The 20,786-nt window shown below is 57.2% G+C and carries 14 protein-coding genes; 5 read left to right on the top strand and 9 right to left on the bottom strand.

Annotated elements, in window-relative coordinates:
- Positions 1 to 34: 34 nt before the first annotated feature.
- The 5 genes from Q2B33_RS07755 to Q2B33_RS07735 form a co-directional block, all read right to left on the bottom strand.
- Positions 35 to 1,096, bottom strand: coding sequence for a LacI family DNA-binding transcriptional regulator (locus tag Q2B33_RS07755; RefSeq protein WP_296475949.1), 1,062 nt, complete (start codon positions 1,094 to 1,096; stop codon positions 35 to 37).
- 172 nt (positions 1,097 to 1,268) lie between these two features.
- Positions 1,269 to 3,104 carry an ABC transporter substrate-binding protein gene (locus Q2B33_RS07750; protein WP_300783064.1) on the bottom strand — a complete coding sequence of 612 codons (1,836 nt, stop codon included), beginning with the start codon at positions 3,102 to 3,104 and terminating at the stop codon, positions 1,269 to 1,271.
- A gap of 50 nt (positions 3,105 to 3,154) precedes the next feature.
- A complete protein-coding gene (locus Q2B33_RS07745; RefSeq protein WP_300567556.1) occupies positions 3,155 to 4,078 on the bottom strand; it encodes a carbohydrate ABC transporter permease in 924 nt (307 codons plus the stop codon).
- Between the two features lie 12 nt (positions 4,079 to 4,090).
- Positions 4,091 to 5,005: a sugar ABC transporter permease gene (locus tag Q2B33_RS07740; RefSeq protein ID WP_296475956.1), complete on the bottom strand. Its 915-nt coding sequence runs from the start codon at positions 5,003 to 5,005 to the stop codon at positions 4,091 to 4,093.
- Between the two features lie 116 nt (positions 5,006 to 5,121).
- The gene (locus Q2B33_RS07735) at positions 5,122 to 6,831 is read right to left on the bottom strand and encodes an alpha/beta hydrolase (RefSeq protein WP_300567552.1); all 1,710 of its coding nucleotides are present in this window, start codon (positions 6,829 to 6,831) and stop codon (positions 5,122 to 5,124) included.
- Between the two features lie 380 nt (positions 6,832 to 7,211).
- Between Q2B33_RS07735 and Q2B33_RS07730 the strand changes: the two genes are divergently transcribed.
- The 3 genes from Q2B33_RS07730 to Q2B33_RS07720 all read left to right on the top strand — a co-directional run bounded on the left by Q2B33_RS07730 (position 7,212) and on the right by Q2B33_RS07720 (position 11,268).
- Complete coding sequence (locus Q2B33_RS07730) at positions 7,212 to 8,690, top strand: MATE family efflux transporter (protein WP_296475960.1); 1,479 nt, start codon at positions 7,212 to 7,214, stop codon at positions 8,688 to 8,690.
- A gap of 132 nt (positions 8,691 to 8,822) precedes the next feature.
- The gene (locus tag Q2B33_RS07725; RefSeq protein ID WP_300567547.1) at positions 8,823 to 9,983 is read left to right on the top strand and encodes a serine hydrolase; all 1,161 of its coding nucleotides are present in this window, start codon (positions 8,823 to 8,825) and stop codon (positions 9,981 to 9,983) included.
- 85 nt (positions 9,984 to 10,068) lie between these two features.
- A complete protein-coding gene (locus Q2B33_RS07720) occupies positions 10,069 to 11,268 on the top strand; it encodes a serine hydrolase (protein WP_300567544.1) in 1,200 nt (399 codons plus the stop codon).
- A 378-nt stretch (positions 11,269 to 11,646) separates the two neighbouring features.
- On the opposite strand, the gene Q2B33_RS07715 is transcribed toward Q2B33_RS07720, so the two are convergent.
- Positions 11,647 to 13,788 carry a glycoside hydrolase family 3 C-terminal domain-containing protein gene (locus Q2B33_RS07715; RefSeq protein WP_300567541.1) on the bottom strand — a complete coding sequence of 714 codons (2,142 nt, stop codon included), beginning with the start codon at positions 13,786 to 13,788 and terminating at the stop codon, positions 11,647 to 11,649.
- A 529-nt stretch (positions 13,789 to 14,317) separates the two neighbouring features.
- Positions 14,318 to 15,661 (bottom strand): MATE family efflux transporter, encoded by a 1,344-nt coding sequence (locus Q2B33_RS07710; protein ID WP_300567538.1) that lies wholly within the window; start codon positions 15,659 to 15,661, stop codon positions 14,318 to 14,320.
- Between the two features lie 204 nt (positions 15,662 to 15,865).
- Here Q2B33_RS07710 and Q2B33_RS07705 point away from each other — a divergent pair, with 204 nt between their 5' ends.
- On the top strand, positions 15,866 to 16,723 hold the full coding sequence (locus Q2B33_RS07705) for a MerR family transcriptional regulator (RefSeq protein WP_300567535.1): 858 nt from the start codon (positions 15,866 to 15,868) through the stop codon (positions 16,721 to 16,723).
- Positions 16,724 to 16,776: 53 nt separating this feature from the next.
- Here the strand turns inward: Q2B33_RS07705 and Q2B33_RS07700 are convergent, their stop codons facing one another.
- Together Q2B33_RS07700 and Q2B33_RS07695 are read right to left on the bottom strand one after the other, a co-directional pair.
- A complete protein-coding gene (locus Q2B33_RS07700; RefSeq protein ID WP_300567532.1) occupies positions 16,777 to 17,250 on the bottom strand; it encodes a hypothetical protein in 474 nt (157 codons plus the stop codon).
- 1,094 nt (positions 17,251 to 18,344) lie between these two features.
- Entirely contained in the window at positions 18,345 to 19,133 is a 789-nt protein-coding gene (locus Q2B33_RS07695; protein WP_300898435.1) for an AraC family transcriptional regulator, read from the bottom strand.
- Positions 19,134 to 19,455: 322 nt separating this feature from the next.
- Between Q2B33_RS07695 and Q2B33_RS07690 the strand changes: the two genes are divergently transcribed.
- A partial coding sequence (locus Q2B33_RS07690; RefSeq protein ID WP_300913937.1) for a family 78 glycoside hydrolase catalytic domain occupies positions 19,456 to 20,786 on the top strand: 1,331 nt, incomplete at its 3' end.

The raw sequence follows: 20,786 nt of genomic DNA, 5'->3' as shown, positions 1-20,786 counted from the left end.
AACAGGTTTCCAGGAGCCGCTATTCCTTTTCAATTTACCGCTTCCCCTCTCCGTCCTGAGGCAGTCCCCCGCTGCTCTCCCTGATGCAGTAGAGCGGCAGATGCTCCCGCCGGATGGGGATGTCGATTTGGCTGTTGCAGGCCAGCAGCATGATGTCCAGCGCCGTCTCCGCCATCTCCATGGAAGGAACGTCCACGGAGGAGAGCGGAGGCCTATTGTATTTCAGAATCCCCGATTCCTCAAAGAATATGATCCTTACGTCCTCCGGAACCCGGATGCCATTGTCCTGGCAGTAGTCCATGATGCCGCCGGCCAGCCTGGAATCCGCCACCAGCCAGGCCGAGGGCAGTTCGATTTTGGAGAGCACTTCCCTGGCCGCCCCATAGCCGTTCTCATAACTGCTGCACCCCAGGTACACGTTCCAGTCTTCCTTCACCCGGATGTTGCGGCTCCTGCATCCCACCATGAAGCCTGCCTCCATCTTCCTCTCGGCACGGCTGTTGTTGTCAAAGCCGATGAACGCCGCCGTCTTGATCCCCGGAGCGGCCATATAGGCAATGCACTGCTCCCCCGACCGGTAGCTGTCCATCATGACGCAGTGGAATTTCGTGCTCTCCCTGCCGATGAGGATGATGGGGATGGTATAGTCTCCTGCCTCCAGCGCTTCCTGGTCTTCCGAAGACAGGCCGCTGATGACGGCCCCGCTGATCCGGTTGCCGGACAGCATCTCCCCATGGCGCATCAGCTCCCCCGGCCTGTAGGGCTGTATCATCACTTCCACCCTGCATTCCCGCTTCTCCGAGGCCTCGTAGACCCCCCGGATGAACCTTCCCACGCGGGAATTCAGATTGTCGGTCCTCCAGAATATGGCCAGCACATAGGGGACTTCCTCCTCCGCCTGGCGCAGCCGCCTGGCGTAGATGTTGGGCCGGTAATTCAGCTCCCTGGCCGCATCCCACACCTTTTTCTGGGTCTCCTTTGAGATGCGGATCCTGTCCCCCCTTCCGCCCAGTACCACCGAGACCGTGCTCTGGGATACCCCCACCTTCTCGGCTATCTCTTTGATCTGCGCTCCTGCCGTCTTTTTCGTCTCCATATCACGATCCCCTTATCCAATCCAGCTTTGATGAATAGTATCAGTTTATCCTCTCCCCTGCATTCTGTCAATGGTTTAATACAGCTATCTCTCCCGGCTTTCATGAATGGAGCTTATTTGACATCGGGGACCGACATCAACAGCTCTATGACGGTCCCCATGCATTACATCCTTAATTCCCTTTTCTTACATCAATCACCTTCTGGTACTTCTGGCAGTCGAACTCATACAGCTCTTCGAATCCCAGACCGTTCATCTTGTCCTTCATTTCGGTCCACATCTGGTCAAATTCCGCTTTGTCCTTGGCCATGATCATCCTCCAGGAAGCATCCTTCAGCTCCTGTCCGCACTGGCTCCTGACCAGGGCTATGTCCGTGGTATCGCTCTCCAGCACCACATTCACATTGGCCACTACCTTCATCAGGCCATTGTCCTGATAGTACTGCGTCTGATTGTCCGTGCCGTATTTCTCGGCCCATTCCGCCCATCTCTGCTCCTTGGGCTTCTCCTGCTGGGAGGACCAGTAGCCGAAGCTGTAAGGCTCGTTGGTCCTGGGATTGATGGCCATGGAGCCCACGATATACTGGTTCAGCTTCTGGGTTCCATCATTGAAGCTTCCGCCGCCCCACTCTGCGGGCAGTTCCTTTTCACCGTTCATATACGCGGTCGCGTCCTCCGGCTGTACGAAGCGGCCGTCTTCCATCACGTAGTTGATTCCCTCGATGCCGTACCACATGGTGGCCACGCCCTCAGCGCTGGCCATCCAGTCCAGCATGTCCATAATCCTCTTTTCCTTCTCTCCCTCCACCTGGGAGCCCACGCCCCATACGCGGCCGGAACCATAGTAGGAATCCGCCACCTGGTAGATATTCATATCGCTGATAGGCACGTTCACGAAGCCCTTGCCGGCAGCTCTGTCCTCATCGGTGAGGTTGATGCTGGCCAGGCTCATCTCCCAGTTGTACCACAGCAGGAATTTCCTGTAGTTGCGGAGCTTCTGATTGTCCGTGGTGGCCCAGTCCTGGGTGCTGGAATCCGGATCGATCAGCCCTCTCTGGTTGGCCTCGAAGAAGAAGTTCAGCAGCTTGTAATAAGCGCCGTTCTCGTCGATGATGGACATCATGGTGTTGTCATTGCCCAGCAGCACGGAGTCTCTGCCTTCCTGTCCGTACCATTTACAGGTCTGCAGGATGTTCTCCATCCCGAAGCCGTCCCAGTCCTTCCAGAGGGAGATGGCGTAGGCGGAATCTCCGTCCTTGTTGGTAGGATGGTTCTGCTGCATCTGCTCCAGCACATCCAGCAGCTCGTCCAGGTTCTTGATCTCCGGGGAGCCCAGCTCCTTATAGTAGTCCCAGGGCAGGCACACGGAGGAGAAAGGAATGCTCTCGGAATAGGTGTCCGCGGAAGTGTTGGTCATCTCGCTGGGGATGCCGTACACCTTGGAGCCGTCCCCCACCTGGCCGTTCCAGGCATCGATCTGGTCCTTGAACACAGCCAGATTCTCGTAATTGTAAATGGAACCTGTGATATCCTTCACCAGCCCGGCTTCCACGCACTCGATGAAGTCGGCATTGTCCAGCAGTATCACATCTCCCAGATTGCCGTTGCTGACCCTTGTCTGGTACAGGCCGGCCCCGTCGCCGGATACCTGCGGCGCCAGTATGCTCAGCTCCAGGCCGAACTTCTCCGCCATCATCTTGGCGTACCATCCGCTCTGAATGCCGTGATAGTTTGCCGCCACATCGTACACTTCAATCTGAATCAGGTCGTCGGCCGCATATCCTCCTTCCGGAGCGCCTCCCTCCGGGGCGCCCGCCTCCGAATCCCCGGGGTCTGCGTCCTCCGAACCGGAAGCCTCCCCGCCTGCGGGCTCCTGCTCTTCACTGCCGGATTCTCCGGGCGTCTCCTGGGAGCTTTGTGCCCCCCCAGCCTCTTTGTCCCCGCATCCCGCTGCTCCCAGGGCCATCATGGCCGCGAGGCTTAATGCAACTGCTTTTTTCCACTTCATAATAAATCCTCCTTATATTGTTTTCGTGGCTTATATCTGTTGATCCATGGTTACCCTTTTACCGCACCGATCATGATTCCCTTGACGAAGAACCGCTGGAAGAAAGGATACACCAGCAGAATCGGCGTCACTACGATGATCGTCACCGTCATCCGGACGGAGGTGGCCGTCTGGGCGGTGGACAGGGCCTGCTGTATGGCGTCGCTGCCCGCATTGGAGGTCAGCAGCGAAGCCAGCGAGTTGGCTTGGTTGATATACTGGTACAGAACGAACTGCAATGTGTGGAGCTTCGTATCCGTCATCAGGAGCAGCGTATCCTGGAAGGAGTTCCACTGTCCCACGGCGGTGAAGATCGCCACCGTGGCCAGAATGGGCTTGATGATGGGGAGCACCACGGAGGCAAAGACCCGCAGGGTCCCCGCGCCGTCAATCTCCGCCGCGTCCTGCAGTTCCCTGGGCGTGGATTCCACATAGGTTTTCACCAGTATCACGTTGAAGGGCGACACCAGCGCCGGCAGCACGTAGGCCAGGAAATTGTTGGTCAGGTGCAGGTTCCTCATAGTGATATACCAGGGAATGATGCCCGCGTTGAAATACATGGTCAATATGATGAAACGATACCACAGCTTCCTCTTCCACATGGTCTCCCTGGTGAACATATACCCCAGGAAGGCTGCCATCAGCACCGTGAGGGCAGTTCCGATGAACGTCCTGGCCACCGAAATCTTGGCCGCCTGCAGCAGCCCCGGAATCTGGATGGCATTGACGTAATTGGTGAAATGGACGCCCTGGGGCCAGAAAAGAATCTTCCCCTTGTCGCTCAGGTCATTGGCGCTGATGGTGTTTACAAATATGTAATAAAACGGATAGGCGCAGACCAAAGCGAACAATGCGTACACGATGTAGGTAATGACGCTGATGGCGTAATCTCCCACGCTGCGCTTCATCTTGACTTTCCTGCTCTTCTCTTTCATCCCGATCTCCTCCTACATAAAGCTTTCGCCGCGGACCAGTTTCGCCAGTTTGTTTGCCACACACAGCAGCACGATGCTGACAACGCTCTTCAACATACTCAGCGCCGTGGAGACGGAATAGCTGCCGCTTCCCATGGCCAGATTGTACACATACAAGTCGAGCACCTGTATCGCTTCCTTATTAAAAGAGTTCTGGAATACAAAATACTGCTCCATGCCGTTGGAGAGGAAATTGGAGATGCTCAGCATCAGCAGTACCGTGTATGTAGGCAGGATGCTGGGGATGGTAATATGCCAGATAAGCTGCATCCTGGTAGCCCCGTCCACCCTGGCCGCCTCGTAAAGCTCCTCGTCGATGCCCGATATGGCCGCTATGTACATGATCGCCGACCACCCCAGGCTCTTCCAGGTGCCCCACAGCCACATGGTGCTCCACACATGCTTCGAGGACTGCAGGAACAGAATCGGCTGATCAATGATCCCCACCTTCATCAGCATGCTGTTGGCCATGCCGTTGCTGGAAAGCAGATTGTAGGCTATGGAGAACACCAGCACCCAGCTGACGAAGTTGGGGAGCGTGGTAATCGTCTGCACGGCCTTCCGGAAAGGCATGCACTTGATCTCATTCAAAAAGATAGCGAAGATCATAGGCAGCCAGGAGGTGAGGATCGACAGGCCGCTCATGGCGAAGGTATTGCGCATGACCAGCAGCGTCTGCTCCAGCCGGATCGGATTGTCCACCAGGTACTTGAACCACTTCAGCCCCTGGAAATCATCGAAGGAAAAGGGCCTGGGCGGACGGTAATCGAAAAAAGCATAAATCCATCCGTAAAGCGGATAATAGGAAAACACTGCCACCAGAATCAGGAAGGGCAGTATATAGAGGAACTCTCTGTAGGACCTCAGTTTCTTCTTGTTGTTCATCATACCTTTCTTCCTCCTAAAGCCGGACATGCCTTTGTCTGCTTTCGATAAGTTCTATATTGCTATCATACTGCTATTCCGTTATAGCTGTCAATAGCAATTTAAATTATTTTTATTTTTTAGTTGTTTTCCACAAATCCCAGGCTGCCGTCAGGATTGCGCCGAAACTGCTTCACATACTCCCATCCCAGCGCCGGGTCCATCTGGGCTATGTCATGCCCTTTTTCATGCATGATCACATAATTGTACAGATTCAGCCGCCTCTCGTCCGCCGTGTAGAACCGCTGCACGTCATAGCAATGCCCCGGATGCCTCTCCGAAGGGCGGATCCTCTCCTGCACCTGGCCCGGCACGCCGCAGCCGCAGACATCCGGCTCCTCCGCGGGCGGTGTCTCCTCCACCGCAATGTGGTTGTAGGCCTTCCAGAAGTCATACTGGTACTGCTGGGTGGACTTGGCGCAGACCGGATAGGAGGGCTCCCTGGTCCCGTAGGTATACCACACCGGCATGAGATAGTCGTACTCCTTTTTCTTCTCCATGGCCAGGCGGAAAGGGACTATATCCTGATAGTCCACCTCGCTGGGGCCCACGCGCTTCCCGGGCCAGTTGGAGTCGATATGGCAGATGGCGGCGATCCTGTCCGGGTGCAGCAGCGCCACCACCTGGGCATGGGCGGCCCCATTGCTGAAGCCCGAGAGATAGACCCTCCGGGGATCCACCGGATAGCGGGCGATCATATAGTCGATGAGAGCCATGGCGAAGCCCACATCGTCCGCGGCCTCCGGATCCTCCAGGGAGCTGTTCCACTGGGTCCGGTTGGTCCCCCAGGGGTAGACCGTGATGAAGCCCTCCCGCTCCCCCAGCTCATGGAACTTGCTCATCTCCGCAGCCTCCGCCGGATTGTCGGAGGCCCCGTGGAAGAACATCAGCAACGGCACCTTCCGCTCCGGATGCTCCTTCACCTGCCGGGGCACGCTGGTGAACCAGGTGTGGGGCGTCCTCACAGGTTCCTCCAGCCTGGTGTCCTCCAGGAAGATTTCGAAGCCTGCCCCCTGAAAGTCCATCCGGGGCTCCATATCCCCGTATGCATCCGTGTCCGGGCGGCGCACCCTGGAGAAAAGGAGCTTCCAGGCATCCGCAATAAGCTCCCCTGTCCCTCTCCCGCCCTTCTCCTGCAGGATCCGTCTGGCGGGATTCCTCTTATCGCAGTAGACCGCCGCGTCCCCCTCTTCTCCGGCAGGGGACGCTTCGTTCACGATCCGGAAATAGTTCAGGGCCTCCCGGCTGCAGTCCACCAGATAGGCCGCCATGGGCGCCCAAAGGGCCTTCCTCCTGGCCGCCTCGCACAGATGGCCGCCCACGGACAGGATGCCGGCGATGTTCCTGGCCGTACAGGCCGCCAGGGTGCAGGCCATGGAAGCGCCGCTCCCCAGCCCGATCAGGTATCTGGTATCGTTCATGGGATGCCAGACGCTCATCATGGCCTCATGGGTGGGGATTCCGCCGGGATGGCACTTCAGGGGCTCCTCCGTCTCCCGGCTGCAGGCGTCCTGGAAGCGCCGGAATGCCGCCAGGTCGTCCTCCCCCTCTTCCAGCCCGTAATTCCAGCCGCCCCTTACAGGATTGGGAAAGGCCAGGATCGCCTCCTTCTCCTCCGCCAGCTCCCGCATGCCCTGCTCCTCCAGAAGCTCCCGCACCGAGGCCTCGTCCTCCCCGTCCCGGAGCACGGTGATCAGGCTGCGCTTAAAAGCGGTACGCCTCTCCTGGTCCGGAAAATACAGATACATGCTCCTGCCGATGTCCTTCAGTTCCTTGTACACAAGTCCCATTCCTGCACCTCCATGCTGCGCCCTCTTCGGGAGACCTTTCCCGCCCCCTTGGGCAGTTTGCTAAATCGTTATTGCAACTTAAGCGTAATCTAATCTACATGCTTTGTCAATGTGCATTGTGCAAAAAGGAAAGCTCAAAATTTTAGCACATTTTTTCTTTCTCATTCTGATTATGTCCTTATTTATCATAGCATTTTGGCTTGCTAATTCGTTATAGTTTTCTGTTGACAGAAAATCCTCCCCATGTTATACTGCATAACGCTGAATCCTGCCTAATGTAATCATGCGATTGAATCAGCCAGCGTTATGCAGTCTGGTTTCACGGCAAGTGAAATCGTTAAGCAGTATAATATACAGAGCAACAGGAAAGGAATTTGCATATGGACAGGACAGACAGAGAGAAACCGTTAAAAAGGACCCTGCTGGAGCAGCTGGAGCCGGGCACCGATGAGGACCTGAAGGTACAGAAGATCTCCCCCGGCCTTCCCGAGGGCGTATCCTCCCGGGATGTCTACAGGGACATCCTGCGGATTGCGCTGCCCGCCAGCGTGGAGCTGATGCTCTCCTCTCTGGTGTCCATGGTGGACCTGATGATGGTGGGAGGACTGGGTACCTGGGCCATCACTTCCGTGGGCCTTACCACCCAGCCTAAGTTCCTGCTGATGACCATGGTCATGTCCATGAACGTAGGCGCCACGGCCCTGGTGGCCCAGTCGAAGGGCGCGGGCAATCAGGCGGCGGCCCGAAAATATGCCCGCCAGGCCGTGACAGTCAATCTCCTCATGGGCGCGGCCCTCTCCCTTCTGGGGCTGCTCACCGCGGGTCCCCTGGTCCGTTTCATGGGAGCGAAGACGCCCCGGATCCTGGACGCGGGTACGGCCTATCTCCAGATCCAGATGGCCAGCTTCCTCTTTTTTTCCCTGACCTCCACCCTCACTGCCGTGCTCCGGGGCATCGGCGATTCCCGGACGGCCATGTACTATAACTCTGCGGCCAATCTGTCCAATATCGTCCTGAACTATCTTCTGATCCACGGGCATTACGGCTTTCCCAGAATGGAAGTGGCAGGCGCGTCCCTGGCCACGGCCATCAGCCAGGTGCTGGCCTGCGGCCTGGCCATAGGGGCGGTGTCCAGGCAGAAATGCTATCTGCACATGAGCCTCAGGGACGATTTCAGGCCCTGCCGCCGGGAGATCGGGGAGATTGCCCGCATCGGGCTCCCCGCCGCCCTGGAGCAGTTCATGATGCGCATCGGCTCCCTGATTTTCTCCAAGACCGTGGCCTCTTTGGGCACCGTGGAGTTCGCGGCCCATCAGGTCTGCATGAACATCCAGTCCCTGACCATGATGAACGGGCAGGTATTCTCCATCTCCGCCACATCCCTCATGGGCCAGAGCCTGGGCAGGCGCAGGCCCGACATGGCCCAGGCCTACACCACCCGGTGCCGCCGCTGCGGCATGTCGGTGGCCGTCCTCATGGGCCTGGCATTCGTCCTCTTCGGGAGGCCCCTCTCCGGGCTCTATACCGAGGACGCCGCCTGCATCCTGATCTGCGTGGAGATCCTATGGATCGTGGCCTTCATCCAGCCCTTCCAGTCTTCCCAGTTCATCGTGGCCGGGGCCCTCAGAGGGGCCGGGGACACGAAGTTCGTGGCAAAGCTCACCTTCTACACCGTGCTCCTGCTGCGCCCGGGCCTGGCCATCCTGGCTGTCCGCGGATTCCACATGGGGCTGCCCGGCGCCTGGCTGGCCATCACCACGGACCAGATTCTGCGCTCCGCCCTCATCGCCCTGCGCTACCGCTCCGGCCAATGGAAGCAGCTCCCCTTGCTGCGCGCCGGGAAGACAAAGGCATCTTAGGACAGCGCGGCCTCGCACATATGGTAGGCTTGAAAAAAGAACTAAGAATCAAATACATAAAATGCAAATCAGATTCCCGGCCGGCATCTGCCCAGGCAGGCGCACCGGGAACCGGAACAGGAGGTAAAAAACATGGCAACAGCAAAAGACATCGACAGGCTTCTGGAAAGCTTTGTGGAGAGGGGACTGCCCGGCTGCTCCCTGAAGGTCATGCAGCGGGGCGAGACCCTCTACGAGGGGTACTTCGGGGTGGCGGACAGGGACACCGGGGCCCCTGTGACCAAAACTTCCCTCTTCCGCCAGGCATCCATGTCCAAAATCCCGCTCTACACCGCCATGATGATGCTCTATGAGCGGGGAAAGTTCCTGCTCTCCGACCCCGTGGGGGATTATCTCCCCCAGTGGAAGGCCAGCCGGAAATATGTGCGCCAGCCCAACGGGTACGTGAAGGTAGTGCCCACGGAGCGGCCCATCACCATCCGGGACACCCTTTCCATGAAATGCGGCCTGCCCTACTGCAATTCCGCCGCCCCCACGGAGGACATCACCCTGCGGGGCATGCAGGAATGTATGAAGCCCCTGTGGGAAAAGGGCCATTACACCTTACAGGAACAGCTCTCCGCAATGTCGGAGGCTCCCCTGGCCTGTGAGCCGGGCACACACTGGATGTACGGCTTCTCCAGCGAGCTGGCCGCGGGAATCCTGGAGAAGGTCTGCGACAAGCCTGCCAACGAAGCCCTGAAAGAACTCCTGTTCGCCCCTCTGGGCATGGAGAATACCGCCGCCCTGTTCTTCGGGGACGCCGAACAGCGCATGGTGTCCCTCTATGCCCTGGACGAGAAGGGGGAATATGCCCCCGGCCCCGGATTTTTCGACAAAAAGCACCGTCCCGGGGAGGAGAACGAGGCCGGGTGGGCCAGGCTTTTCTCCAATGTGGAGGACTACTCCCGCCTGATGCAGATGCTGGCCTGCGGCGGCGCGTATGGGGGCCTGCGCCTCATGAGCCCCGGGACCATAGACCTGATGCGGGCCAACGGGCTGGACGCGGCCCAGCAGCGGGACTTCCCCGAGGAGGGCTACGGCTATGGATACGGCGTCCGCACATTGACGGACAATGCCGCCGGGAACCTCAACGGCTCCCCGGGAGCCTTCGGCTGGACAGGCGGCTTCGGCACCTGGTGCGAGGCGGATCCAAAGGAGGGCCTCTCCATCGTCTATATGCACAACCTGATTCCAAACGATGAAGGGTATTACCACCCCAGAGTCCGCACAATCTCCTACGGGCTGCTGTGAGAGAATCCTATACAGGCTACAGGCTGCCGCTTCCCGGGACTGCCCGCGCCCCGGGAGGCAGGCTGCGGAAAGGAATGGATAGAAAATGGCTGATTTCAGAGATTTAGACAGACTGCTTCAAAAATATGTGGACGACGGGCTGCCCAACGCAAGCTGCGTCATCGCCAGAAAAGGGGAGATCCTCTACGAGAATTATTTCGGATGGGCCGATAAGGAAAACGGCATCAGGCTGGGGGCCAAACATGTGTTCCGCCAGGCCTCCCTGACCAAGATCGCCATGTACGCCACGGCCATGATGCTCTATGAACAGGGGAAGTTTTTGATGACGGATCCCCTCTACGAATATTTCCCGGAATACCGCAATTCCACCAAGCTGGTCACCATGCCAAACGGCTCCCTGGAGGTGGTCCCCACGGAGGGGCCCATCCTGGTGAAGCATATCTTCAACATGACCTGCGGGCTGCCCTATGAGATGATCGTAGGCGGCGTCCCCGTCCAGCATCATCCCACGGCCCTGGCCATGGCCAGGGAGATGAAGGAACTCCGGGAGAAGGGATACTTCACCCTCCGTGACCAGATTCGGGCCGCTTCCAGGGTCCCTCTGGCCTTTGAGCCCGGAACCCGCTTCCTCTACGGCTTCGCCAGCGAGCTGACGGCAGGGCTTCTGGAGGCCCTCTGCGGGAAGCCTGCGGAGCTGGTCATCAGGGAAATGCTCTTCGAGCCCCTGGGCATGGACAGCTCGGCCAACTTCCTCTTCGGAGACCTGGAGAGCCGCCTGGTGAAGGACTATTATCTGAAACGGGGGAAGAAGCTGGGGGACGAGGATCCATTCTTCCTGCCGGAGCCGGAGCAGGAGGCGAAATTCGTGGGGCCCCTGGGAACCGTTCCGGGCTTCTCCCGGGTCATCACCAACTGCCGCGATTACACCAGGCTGATGCAGATGCTGGCAAACGGAGGCTCCTATAACGGCGTGAAGCTCCTGGGACGGAAGACCATCGACCTCCTTCGGACCAACACCCTGTCCCCCCAGGTGCTTTCGGAGGACTTCTCCAATACTTACCTGGCGGGATACGGGTACGGCTACGGGATGCGGATGCTCCTGGACCGGTATGCCGGGCAGCATAATGGCTTCCCGGGGCAGTTCGGCTGGACCGGCGGCTCCGGAACCTGGGCGGAATCCTCCCCGGAGGAGGGCATCTCCATCGTCTATATGCACAATCTACAGCCCAATCTGGAGGAGTACCACCATCTCCGGATGCGGGCCGTGGCCTACGGATGCCTGTGAGTTTTCCCATTCCGTGGGAAGACCGGCAATTGCCGAGAGGGGCTGTCCCCCGGGGAGGATTCTTCCCGGGGGGCAGCCCCCTTTCAGTTCAGGTTTCGGTTCCAGTTTTGGTTCCAGTCTCAGTTCCGGTTCCAGTTCCGGTTTCAGTTTTGGTTCCAGTCTCAGTTCCAGTTTCGGTTTGGTTCCGGTTCCAATTTCAGTTCCAGTCTCAGTTCCGGTTCCAGCCTCAGTTCTGGTTCCAGCCTCAGTTCTGGTTTCAGCCTCAGTTCTGGTTTCAGCCTCAGTTCTGGTTCCAATTTCAGTTCCGCTTCCGGTTCCAGTCTCATTTCTGGTTCCACTTTCCGCCCTCACAGGCACATGCATCGCCCTGCGGAAACGCTAGTTCCGGACCACCGTAAATGTAATGCATTCCTTCCCTGTCAGCTCCCTGGTGCGCTCGTCCGGCTGTCCCAGTCCTACGCTGACCCGGAATTTCCCGCCGTCCACGATTCTGTCCCCCTCCTGGTTGACTACGGTAAAGGCGTCCTTCCCGATGGTCAGTTCCACCTCGGCACTTTCCCCGCCGTTCAAAAACACACGGCTGAACGCGCAAAGCTTTCCGTTGGGCGTGGCGTGATCCGACTCCAGCGCCTCCACATAAGCCTGCACCACCTCTCCCGTGGCCGCCTGTCCTTCATTCCGCAGCCTGACTTTGACGGTCATGTCCCGGGCCACGTCCCATTCCACGGTGTCCGCCGTGCCCGCGGCCAGCTCCCGGCCGCCGCACGCCGCCGACTCCGCCTTCACGTCCCCGTAGGTGAGGCCGTAGCCGAAGGGATACAGGGGCTTGCCCTGGAAATACCGGTAGGTCCGGCCCTTCATGGAGTAGTCCTCGAAGGCCGGCAGCTCCTCCGCGCTGTTGTAGAAGGTCACGGGCAGCTTTCCGGAGGGCGATACCTCCCCGAACAGGGCCTTCGCCACAGCCACACCGCCCCTGGCCCCGGGATACCACACCTGCAGCACCGCGTCGGCATGCTCCTGGGCATACCGCAGATCCATGGCGCTGCCCGTCATGTTCAGCACCACCACAGGCTTACCCACCTTCACTACCGCTTCCATCAGCTCCCTCTGGGACTGGGGCAGCAGCAGATCCGCCTTGTCGCCGGAGGCGTAGCTGTTGCCCGTATCTCCTTCCTCCCCCTCCAGGGTCTCGTCCAGCCCCACGCACAGGAACACCACATCGCTGTTCTTCGCCACGCTCACCGCCTCGGAGATGCGGTCCTGCCGCAGGCCCAGCCCTTCCACCTTGTCCTGGAAGAGATGGCAGCCCTCGGAATAGTACACCCGCACGTCCGGCAGGGCATCCTGGATTCCCTCCAGGACAGTGATGTACCGGGAAGCGGTTCCGTGGTAATTGCCCATCAGCGCCCTGCGGCTGTCCGCGTTGGGCCCGATGACGCCCACGGCCTTCAGGCCCTCTTTCTTCAGGGGCAGGATGCCATTGTTCTTCAACAGCACCATGCCCTCCGCCGCTGCCCGCTCCGCCAGCTCCAGATGCTCCCTGCACTCAATCCGGTCATAGGCGGTGTCGTCATAGGGCGTCTCGTCAAATAATCCCAGCAGGAAACGGGTGGTGTAGAGCCGCTCCGCCGCCTGGGTGATCTCCTCCTCGGTCACCAGCCCGTCCTGGCAGGCTTTCAAAAGATGCAGATAGGTGACGCCGCAGTTCACGTCGCAGCCCGCCTTCATGGCCATGGCCGCGGATTCCTCGGGCGTGTCCGTGACCCTGTGGAAATCATGGAAGTCCTTTATGGCCCAGCAGTCGGACACGTAATGCCCCTGGAATCCCCATTTCTCCCGCAGGATGTCCCGCATCAGGGTCTTGCTGCCGCAGCAGGGCTCCCCGTTGGTCCTGTTGTAGGCACCCATCACGGCCTCCACCTCAGCCTCCTTCACCAGCTTCTCAAAGGCGGGGAGATAAGTCTCCCACAGATCCTTTTGGGAGACCCTGGCGTCAAAGCGATGGCGGTCCGCCTCAGGGCCGGAGTGCACGGCGAAATGCTTGGCGCAGGCCGCGGCATGGAGGTATTCCCCGTCCCCCTGGATGCCCTCCACAAAGGCCTTGCCCAGCTCCCCGGTAAGGTAAGGATCCTCCCCGTAGGTCTCGTGCCCCCGCCCCCACCTGGGATCTCGGAAGATGTTCACATTGGGCGACCAGAAGGTCAGGCCCTTGTAGATGTCCCTGTCACCCTCTGCACTGTAGGCATTGTACTTGGCACGGCCCTCATCCGCGATGGCCTCCCCCACCTCTTCCATCAGGGGCGCGTCAAAGGCCGCCGCCATGCCGATGGCCTGGGGGAAGACCGTAGCCACCCCCGCCCTGGCCACACCGTGGAGCGCCTCGTTCCACCAGTTGTAGGCGGGTATGCCCAGCCTGGGGATTGCCGGGGAGTCGTACCTCAGCTGGGAGGCCTTCTCCTCCAGGGTCATCCTGCCCACCAGCTCCTGGGCGCGTTTTCTTGCTTTCTCTCTGTCTCTCATGTCTGTTCCTCCTCTAAAAATATCACTGGGCATACAGAAAATGGATACCTGCCCGAATCCCTCTGGCCCGTCTGTCCGTGACGCCTAATACTCCGGCAATGGCCGCCGCTGTACATGCCTTATCCCCGCGGATTCAGCTTATGATTAGACGCTCCTGATTCGACAACGTGGAGTGGCCAGACTGCCTGTCCTATGCGTCCATTCATGGTAGATTTCAGGCAAGCCGCCCGGACTTCCGCGCCCCCACGGGGACAGACTCTAGAATTTTGAAGTGTTTTTATCATAACACAGGGACCGGGAGATTGCAATCATATGGGCCAAAAAATCCGGGGGCTTTGCAGGGAATCGGGAAAAGTCCCACAGGCCGGTGAATTGTCCCCCTTGTCAAGGACTTTTATACTACATAACGCCAGAATTTACCGTACTGCATTGGTTAAACGTACATGACTGGCGTTATGTAGTCGGGTTACTCGGAATTTTTAACTGTTAAGCAGTATAAAAAAACAAGGGGTCGACAATACACCCATCCTCAGTACCCATACCTCCCCCTGTACCGGAAGAACATAAAGGCCGACAAGGCAAGCGCCATCAATTCCGCCACAGGCGTTGCCAGCCAGATTCCGTTCACGCCGAACAGGAGCGGCAGCACGATCATCGTGATCAGCATAAATACAAAGGACCTGGAAAATGCCAGGACGGCGGAAACCACTCCGTTCGATAAAGCGGTAAACATCCCGCTGGCAAAAATATTGAATCCGATAAAGAAAAGAGCCACTGTGCATATCCTGTTCCCTGTCACCGCCAGCTCATACACCGGATTCTCCGGGCGGGCAAAAACCGAAACCAATGGCTCCGTCAGCAGGAAAGAAGCCGCTGCCGTCACAAGGGAAATCCCCGCGATCACTTTTAAGCTCACCGCTACGAGCTTTTTCAGTTTTCCGCCGCTCTGCTCCCCGTAGCAGTAGCTGAGCATGGGCGCTACGCCATAAGAATATCCTGTATACAGGGAACTGGCGAACATCAGCACATACATGATGATCGTGACGGCCGCCACCCCATCCTCGCCCACATAGTGCAGCATCGTCCAGTTGAACATCAGCGTGACGATTCCGGTGACAAGCGCGGTCGCCATCTCCGAACATCCGTTCGCCGCAGCGGATCCGAGAACCCTGAACCGCAGCCTGGGTTTCCTGAAATGCAGGAGATTCCCTTTCCGGCTGAAGACAAACAGCCCCACCACGGCCGTCACAGAATAGCCCAGCCCCGTCGCGACGGCTGCCCCGCCGATCCCCATATCCAGCACGGCAATGAAAACATAGTCAAGCGCCATGTTCAGGACGCCGCCCGTCACCGAGCAGGCCAGAGAAAGGGTCGCCTTTTCGCTGGCAATCATATAGAGCGTGAAATTGTTCATCAAAAGAATCGGCACGGTAAACACCAGATAACGGCTTAAATATCCCACGCAGTATGCCTCCACCTTAGCCGAAAGCTCCATGCCGGAGAAGATGGAATCCATGGCCCTGTATCCCACCGCGCACATGACGATGCCCACTATGACATTCACCAAGATCAGGAACGTGAAATCCTCCTTTGCCTCCTCCGCTTTCTGCTCCCCCATCTTTTTCATGATGACCGCGCTTCCCCCTGTGGCGAGCATGGTGGAGATTGCCGTGACAAGCTGGATGACCGGCGCCGTCAGGTTGATAGCGGAAAGCGCGTCCGTGCCGATCAGGTTCGATACGAACAGGCCGTCTGCCATTGTGTAAAAAGACATGAACACCGTCATCGCAATGGTGGGCACGGCAAACTTCAGGATATTCCCAAGGGTTACAGGCCTTTCGTATGCAGTTGTGTTTGTGTTTGCATTTTCCATGAATTCTTCCTCCATATATCTTGATTTTCCTGTCCATATATGGCATCCTATACCATACAGTAACTGTACGGTCAAGACAAATATTGAATTTTTAGAGGTATACTGCATAACGCTGAATACTGCCTAATGTAATCATGCGATTGAACCAGTCAGCGTTATGCAGTCTGGTTTCACGGCAAGTGAAATCGTTAAGCAGTATAAATCATGAATCGACAGAACAAGCTGCTCACAATCGGCCAGTTTGCGGCCATGCACGGCATCAACAAGAAGACACTCATGTGGTATGACGAGATTGGGCTGTTCAGGCCTGCCTCCGTCAATCCCGAAAACGGATACCGTTATTACGATTACCACCAAAGCCCTGTCCTTGAAACGATCCTGCTGCTTCGGGACCTGGACGTTTCCATCCATGAAATACAGGATTTCATGAAAGACCGGTCTGCAGGCAATCTAAAACAGCTTCTGGAAGAAAAAATGGCAGACCTCGATAAACAGATTGCCCACCTGCAGGCAGTCCGTACAACGCTATCCGCCCACCGCCAGAACATGGACACCCTGCTCACCATGGATCTGTCCGAAATCAGCGTCGTGGAGAGGGAGGAGCGCTGTCTGGTCACTGTAGGGATAGACCGGGGCACCTCCTTTGAACGGGAAGTCGAACTGATCACTGCCGAAACGGAGAAATACCAGCTCGGCCGCCTCCACAAGGCCTCCTATGGCTCCATGATCTCCGTTTCCAGCCTCTTGAACGGCCGACATGACGACTATTCCCGGCTCTTTATCGAAATCCCCTTCCTCTCCTACCGGGCTGGCCTGCACATGGCTCCCGGCGGAAAGTATTTAAGGGCGTTCTGTAAAGGGGAATGGGACAGGCTGCCGAAGCGGTATCAGGAAATATTCGATTACGCCAGGGAACACGGCCTGACCCCTTACGGATATTCCTATGAAATGGGCATCAATGAGAATGTCATCGAACGGATTGAAGATTATATCGTACAGATTGAGATTCCGATAACGTTACATCCCGTAATAACACAGGAATCATCCCGGAGGTTTGGTTGACCGCAGCCTCCGGGATGCATGATATGGCTTTTGTGGATTTATATCTTGAAATATCAGGTGTAGACCAGGCTGGCACTTACATATCCCCAGATTGTGTGAATCAGCTCTGGTTGGTCTGCCGTTGCGGAAAATACCAGCATCAGCCTTTTATTCTTCTCTACCGTTCTGTTCGCCCTGACCTCGCCTCTCAGCATAGTCCCGGTGAGCGTTTCAGCAGTAATGGATGGCGTCAGGGTAATCAGCGTTTCTTCAATAGGTGAAAATATTTTGCTCGTCTCCCCGGCTTCGTAAAGCTGTGCTTTTATCGTGACAGTAGAGACAGTCCCGGCGGGCAGGGGAAAGACGTTCATAAAAGCAATTAGGCTATTAATCTCAATAGGGAAAGGAACCGTAAAGCAAAAACCGCTAACAGATCCCATCAGCTTTTCCACTTCTATCGTGGGGGTTAAAGGCCATGCCGGCTGCCCGCTGGCACCAAAACCGATAAAAGACGGCCTGCCTGGGAGCCCCTCCTCAGTCGTTGACATCGTAATAGGATTTCCCGAAGCAAAGAGGAGCATTTTTTCTGCTGACGCTATGCCTGCGGGCCCGGTAGCTCCGGTGGCTCCGGTTGGGCCTGTGGCTCCAGTAGCTCCGGCTGGGCCTGTGGCTCCGGTAGCTCCGGCTGCTCCCGCCGGGCCTGTGGCTCCGGTCGCTCCTGTGGCTCCGGCTGCTCCCGCCGGACCCGTGGCCCCAGTAGCTCCGGCTGTTCCGGCCGGACCTGTGGCCCCGGTAGCTCCGGCTGCTCCCGCCGGACCTGTAGCCCCGGTAGCTCCGGCTGCTCCCGCCGGACCTGTAGCCCCGGTCGCTCCGGCTGCTCCGGCCGGACCCGTGGCTCCGGTAGCTCCTGTGGCTCCGATTGGGCCTTCATCCCCCTGACACCCTTTAGGTCCTTGCGCTCCAATGGGACCAGCTTCTCCCCGAATGCCCTGTGGCCCGGTTACGCCCTGCGGCCCCATGGCACCTATTGGGCCCGTGGGACCTGTGGGGCCGGGAATCCCTCTGGGGCCCTGGGGGCCGACATCTCCCTGAGGTCCGGCAGGCCCGGCAGGTCCCATAGGTCCGGCAGGTCCCGCGGGCCCTATGTCTCCTTTGGGTCCTTCACAGCCGGGGTCACCTTTCGGCCCCATTTCTCCACGAACCCCCTGAATACCCTGAATTCCCTGGGGGCCTGCATAGCCTCTCGGTCCGTCGCAGCCTCTCGGTCCTGTATTTCCGGTAGGTCCTACAGGCCCTGTATTTCCTCTGGGCCCCCTTGCACCGGGAACTCCCGGAATACCCTGTGGACCGATTGGACCCGGTTCCCCTCTGTCCCCCTTGGGACCGGGACAACCGCTATCCCCTTTGATGCCCTGAGGACCTGCCGGTCCCTGGTCGCCTTTAGGCCCCATAGGACCGCGGGGACAGTACGGGGATTGTTCCTGAGCCTGATTGCAGCAACATGGATTATTTTGATTCATAAAAACACTTCCTTTTAAGAAAATCTACTGAAAAATACCTTTCTCAGTAGATATAGTATGCACTGCCCAGAAATTTGCCACATTTTGTCAAAACCAGGAAACGTATCGCCGGAGAATATCCATTACACACCTACCTTTCTGTCCGTCTGAGATACATGCCTTTTGCGGAATTTCAGCGGTGAAATCCCGTTTTTTTCGCGGAAGATGCGGATAAAATGGCTCACGCTGGCGTAACCGGCCATTTCGGAAATCTCCAGTATGGATTTGTCCGACAAAGCGAGCAGGTTCTTCGCATATTCCATGCGAAGCTCCATCAGATAATGCTTGAAGGACATATGATAGTACCTTTGAAAGAACTCCGAAAACCTGGTATGTGAATATCCGGACATGGCAATCAATTCCGCCGTGGATCTGGTAAAATATTCGGGCAGCTTCACAAGGGAAGTGAAATCATAAAGCCAGCCCGGCGGCGAATCCCTTTTACTATGCATTTCCTCGTAGCACATTCCCAAAATATCCGCAATGACAGAAAGGATACAGCTATGGTAGGCATTGGGATTATGGTCAAAGTGCCCTAAGCGGTCCTTCATCTCAAGCCTCGCAAGGTGGGACAGAATTGCCGCGAACCCGTCGCTGTCCGCCTTAATCTTCACAGCGTCCCGGGTGCGGACGAGATAATCGAAAAAATCCCGGTCAAAGAGATTGCGGCATAATCCTTCAAGCCTGTCCAAAGAAATATAGACATCCCGATGCTCATGGTTTTCGCTTGTGTCAAGTATGGCATGGGTGGCGGACGCACTGACAAAGCAGATATCGCCAATCCCCGCCTTCTCCGCTTTTCCGTTGGCCACATGGGTGGCATCCCCTTTGACGAACAGGATAATTTCACAATTATTATGCTTATGCTCCATGGCCGGAATATAATTGTTCGCCGTGGAAAGATCTCTGGATTCTAAGAAAGGTATAGGCATATTTACCAATTCTCCTTTTTATTTAGGATATTATTTGGATATTTCTATTCTAGTTTGGACACAGATCATTGTCAACAGGAAAGTATCATGAAAAATAATGTCTTCGACAAATGAAAAAATCGGCAAAAATCGATATTTTTCATCCAGAAAGCGAATGAAAACGATAGGCAGCTTCGCGCATATGTGCTATGCTCTAGTGGAAGGGATGGGAAGCTTCCTTTTAGGGAAGGAGAAGCCGCCGTTTTGGAAAGGAGAAAACCATATGGAAACTAGGAACGAAAACAGCGCATATCTGTACGATTTACGGACGAATGGCAGGATACGCCCCCTGGGAATCGACTGTGAGCACCAGGCATTCTCATGGAAGATGCAGTCCGATACCATCGGGCAGAGGCAGGAAGCCTACAGAATTGCCGTCAATAGGGCGGACGGCAAAACTGTCTGGGACAGCGGAAAAGTCGTCTGCGGCCAGTCACACGAAATCATTTACGGGGGAGAGCGCCTGGAAGCCGCGACCCCATACACATGGGAGCTCAGCGTTTGGGATCAGGAGGAAAATCTCATCAGCGCATCCGCATCCTTTGAGACTGCCCTGCCCACAGAGGAGGGCTTCGGCGATGCCAAATGGATCAGCGCCGCGGAATCCGCGGATGCCGATACCCACCGTCTTCCCGTATTCAGGCGTTCGGTGAACATTTCCAAAGAGGTCTCCAGCGCAAGGCTGTATTCCACCGCCCTGGGGGTATATGAGAACTTCATCAACGGCCAGCGGGTGGGGGCGATCGGGGAGGATGGACAGGTCAGATACCATGAGCTGAAGCCTGGCTCCTCCGAAATGGCAAAGCGGAAATACTACAGCACCTATGACGTGACCGCCATGCTCCATCAGGGGGAAAACGTCCTGGCCGCCCTTACGGGAACCGGATGGTGGAATAGCCTCATCGCGGCAAACTACGGAAAACGGATAGCCTATCTGTGCAAATTGGTCATCCGATACACCGACGGCAGCGTGGACGCCGTCTGTACCGATGAGAGCTGGAAAGCGGCAGACAAATCCCCCATGGAGACAGCGGATATCTACAATGGGGAGAGCTATGACGCACAGTCCGACCTCAGCTTCCTGCGGGGAGGCTATGACGACAGCGGCTGGAGCCATGCGGAGAGCAACCAGGAGTATTCGGGAGAGATCACCCCATGGATCGGAAGCCCCATCATCGTGCGGGATGACCTGGAACGCCACGCAAAATCCGTCACGATCTATCAGGGCGCCGTGGATGCGGATGAGGAACGTTTCGGCAGAATCAACGTCCTCCGCAATGTGGAGGTTCCTGCCGGCGCAAATACAGAATTCACCCTCCACCAGGGAGAGACCGCCCTCATCGATTTCGGGCAGAATGCCGCAGGCTGGGAAGCCTTTACCGTCAGCGGCAAGCCGGGCACCCTGGTCACCATAGAGCATGGCGAGATACTGAACGACCATCTGGGCGAGAAATCCCGCGGCAACGACGGGCCTGGCGGCAGCATCTATAACCTCAACTACCGTTCGGCCAAGGCACAGACCCTTTACACCCTGAGCGGGATCGGCGAGGAGAG

The sequence above is a fragment of the uncultured Acetatifactor sp. genome, from assembly GCF_948601915.1.
In the GTDB taxonomy this organism is placed as follows: Bacteria; Bacillota; Clostridia; order Lachnospirales; family Lachnospiraceae; genus Acetatifactor.
This window is presented reverse-complemented; position numbering and strand designations above follow the sequence as displayed.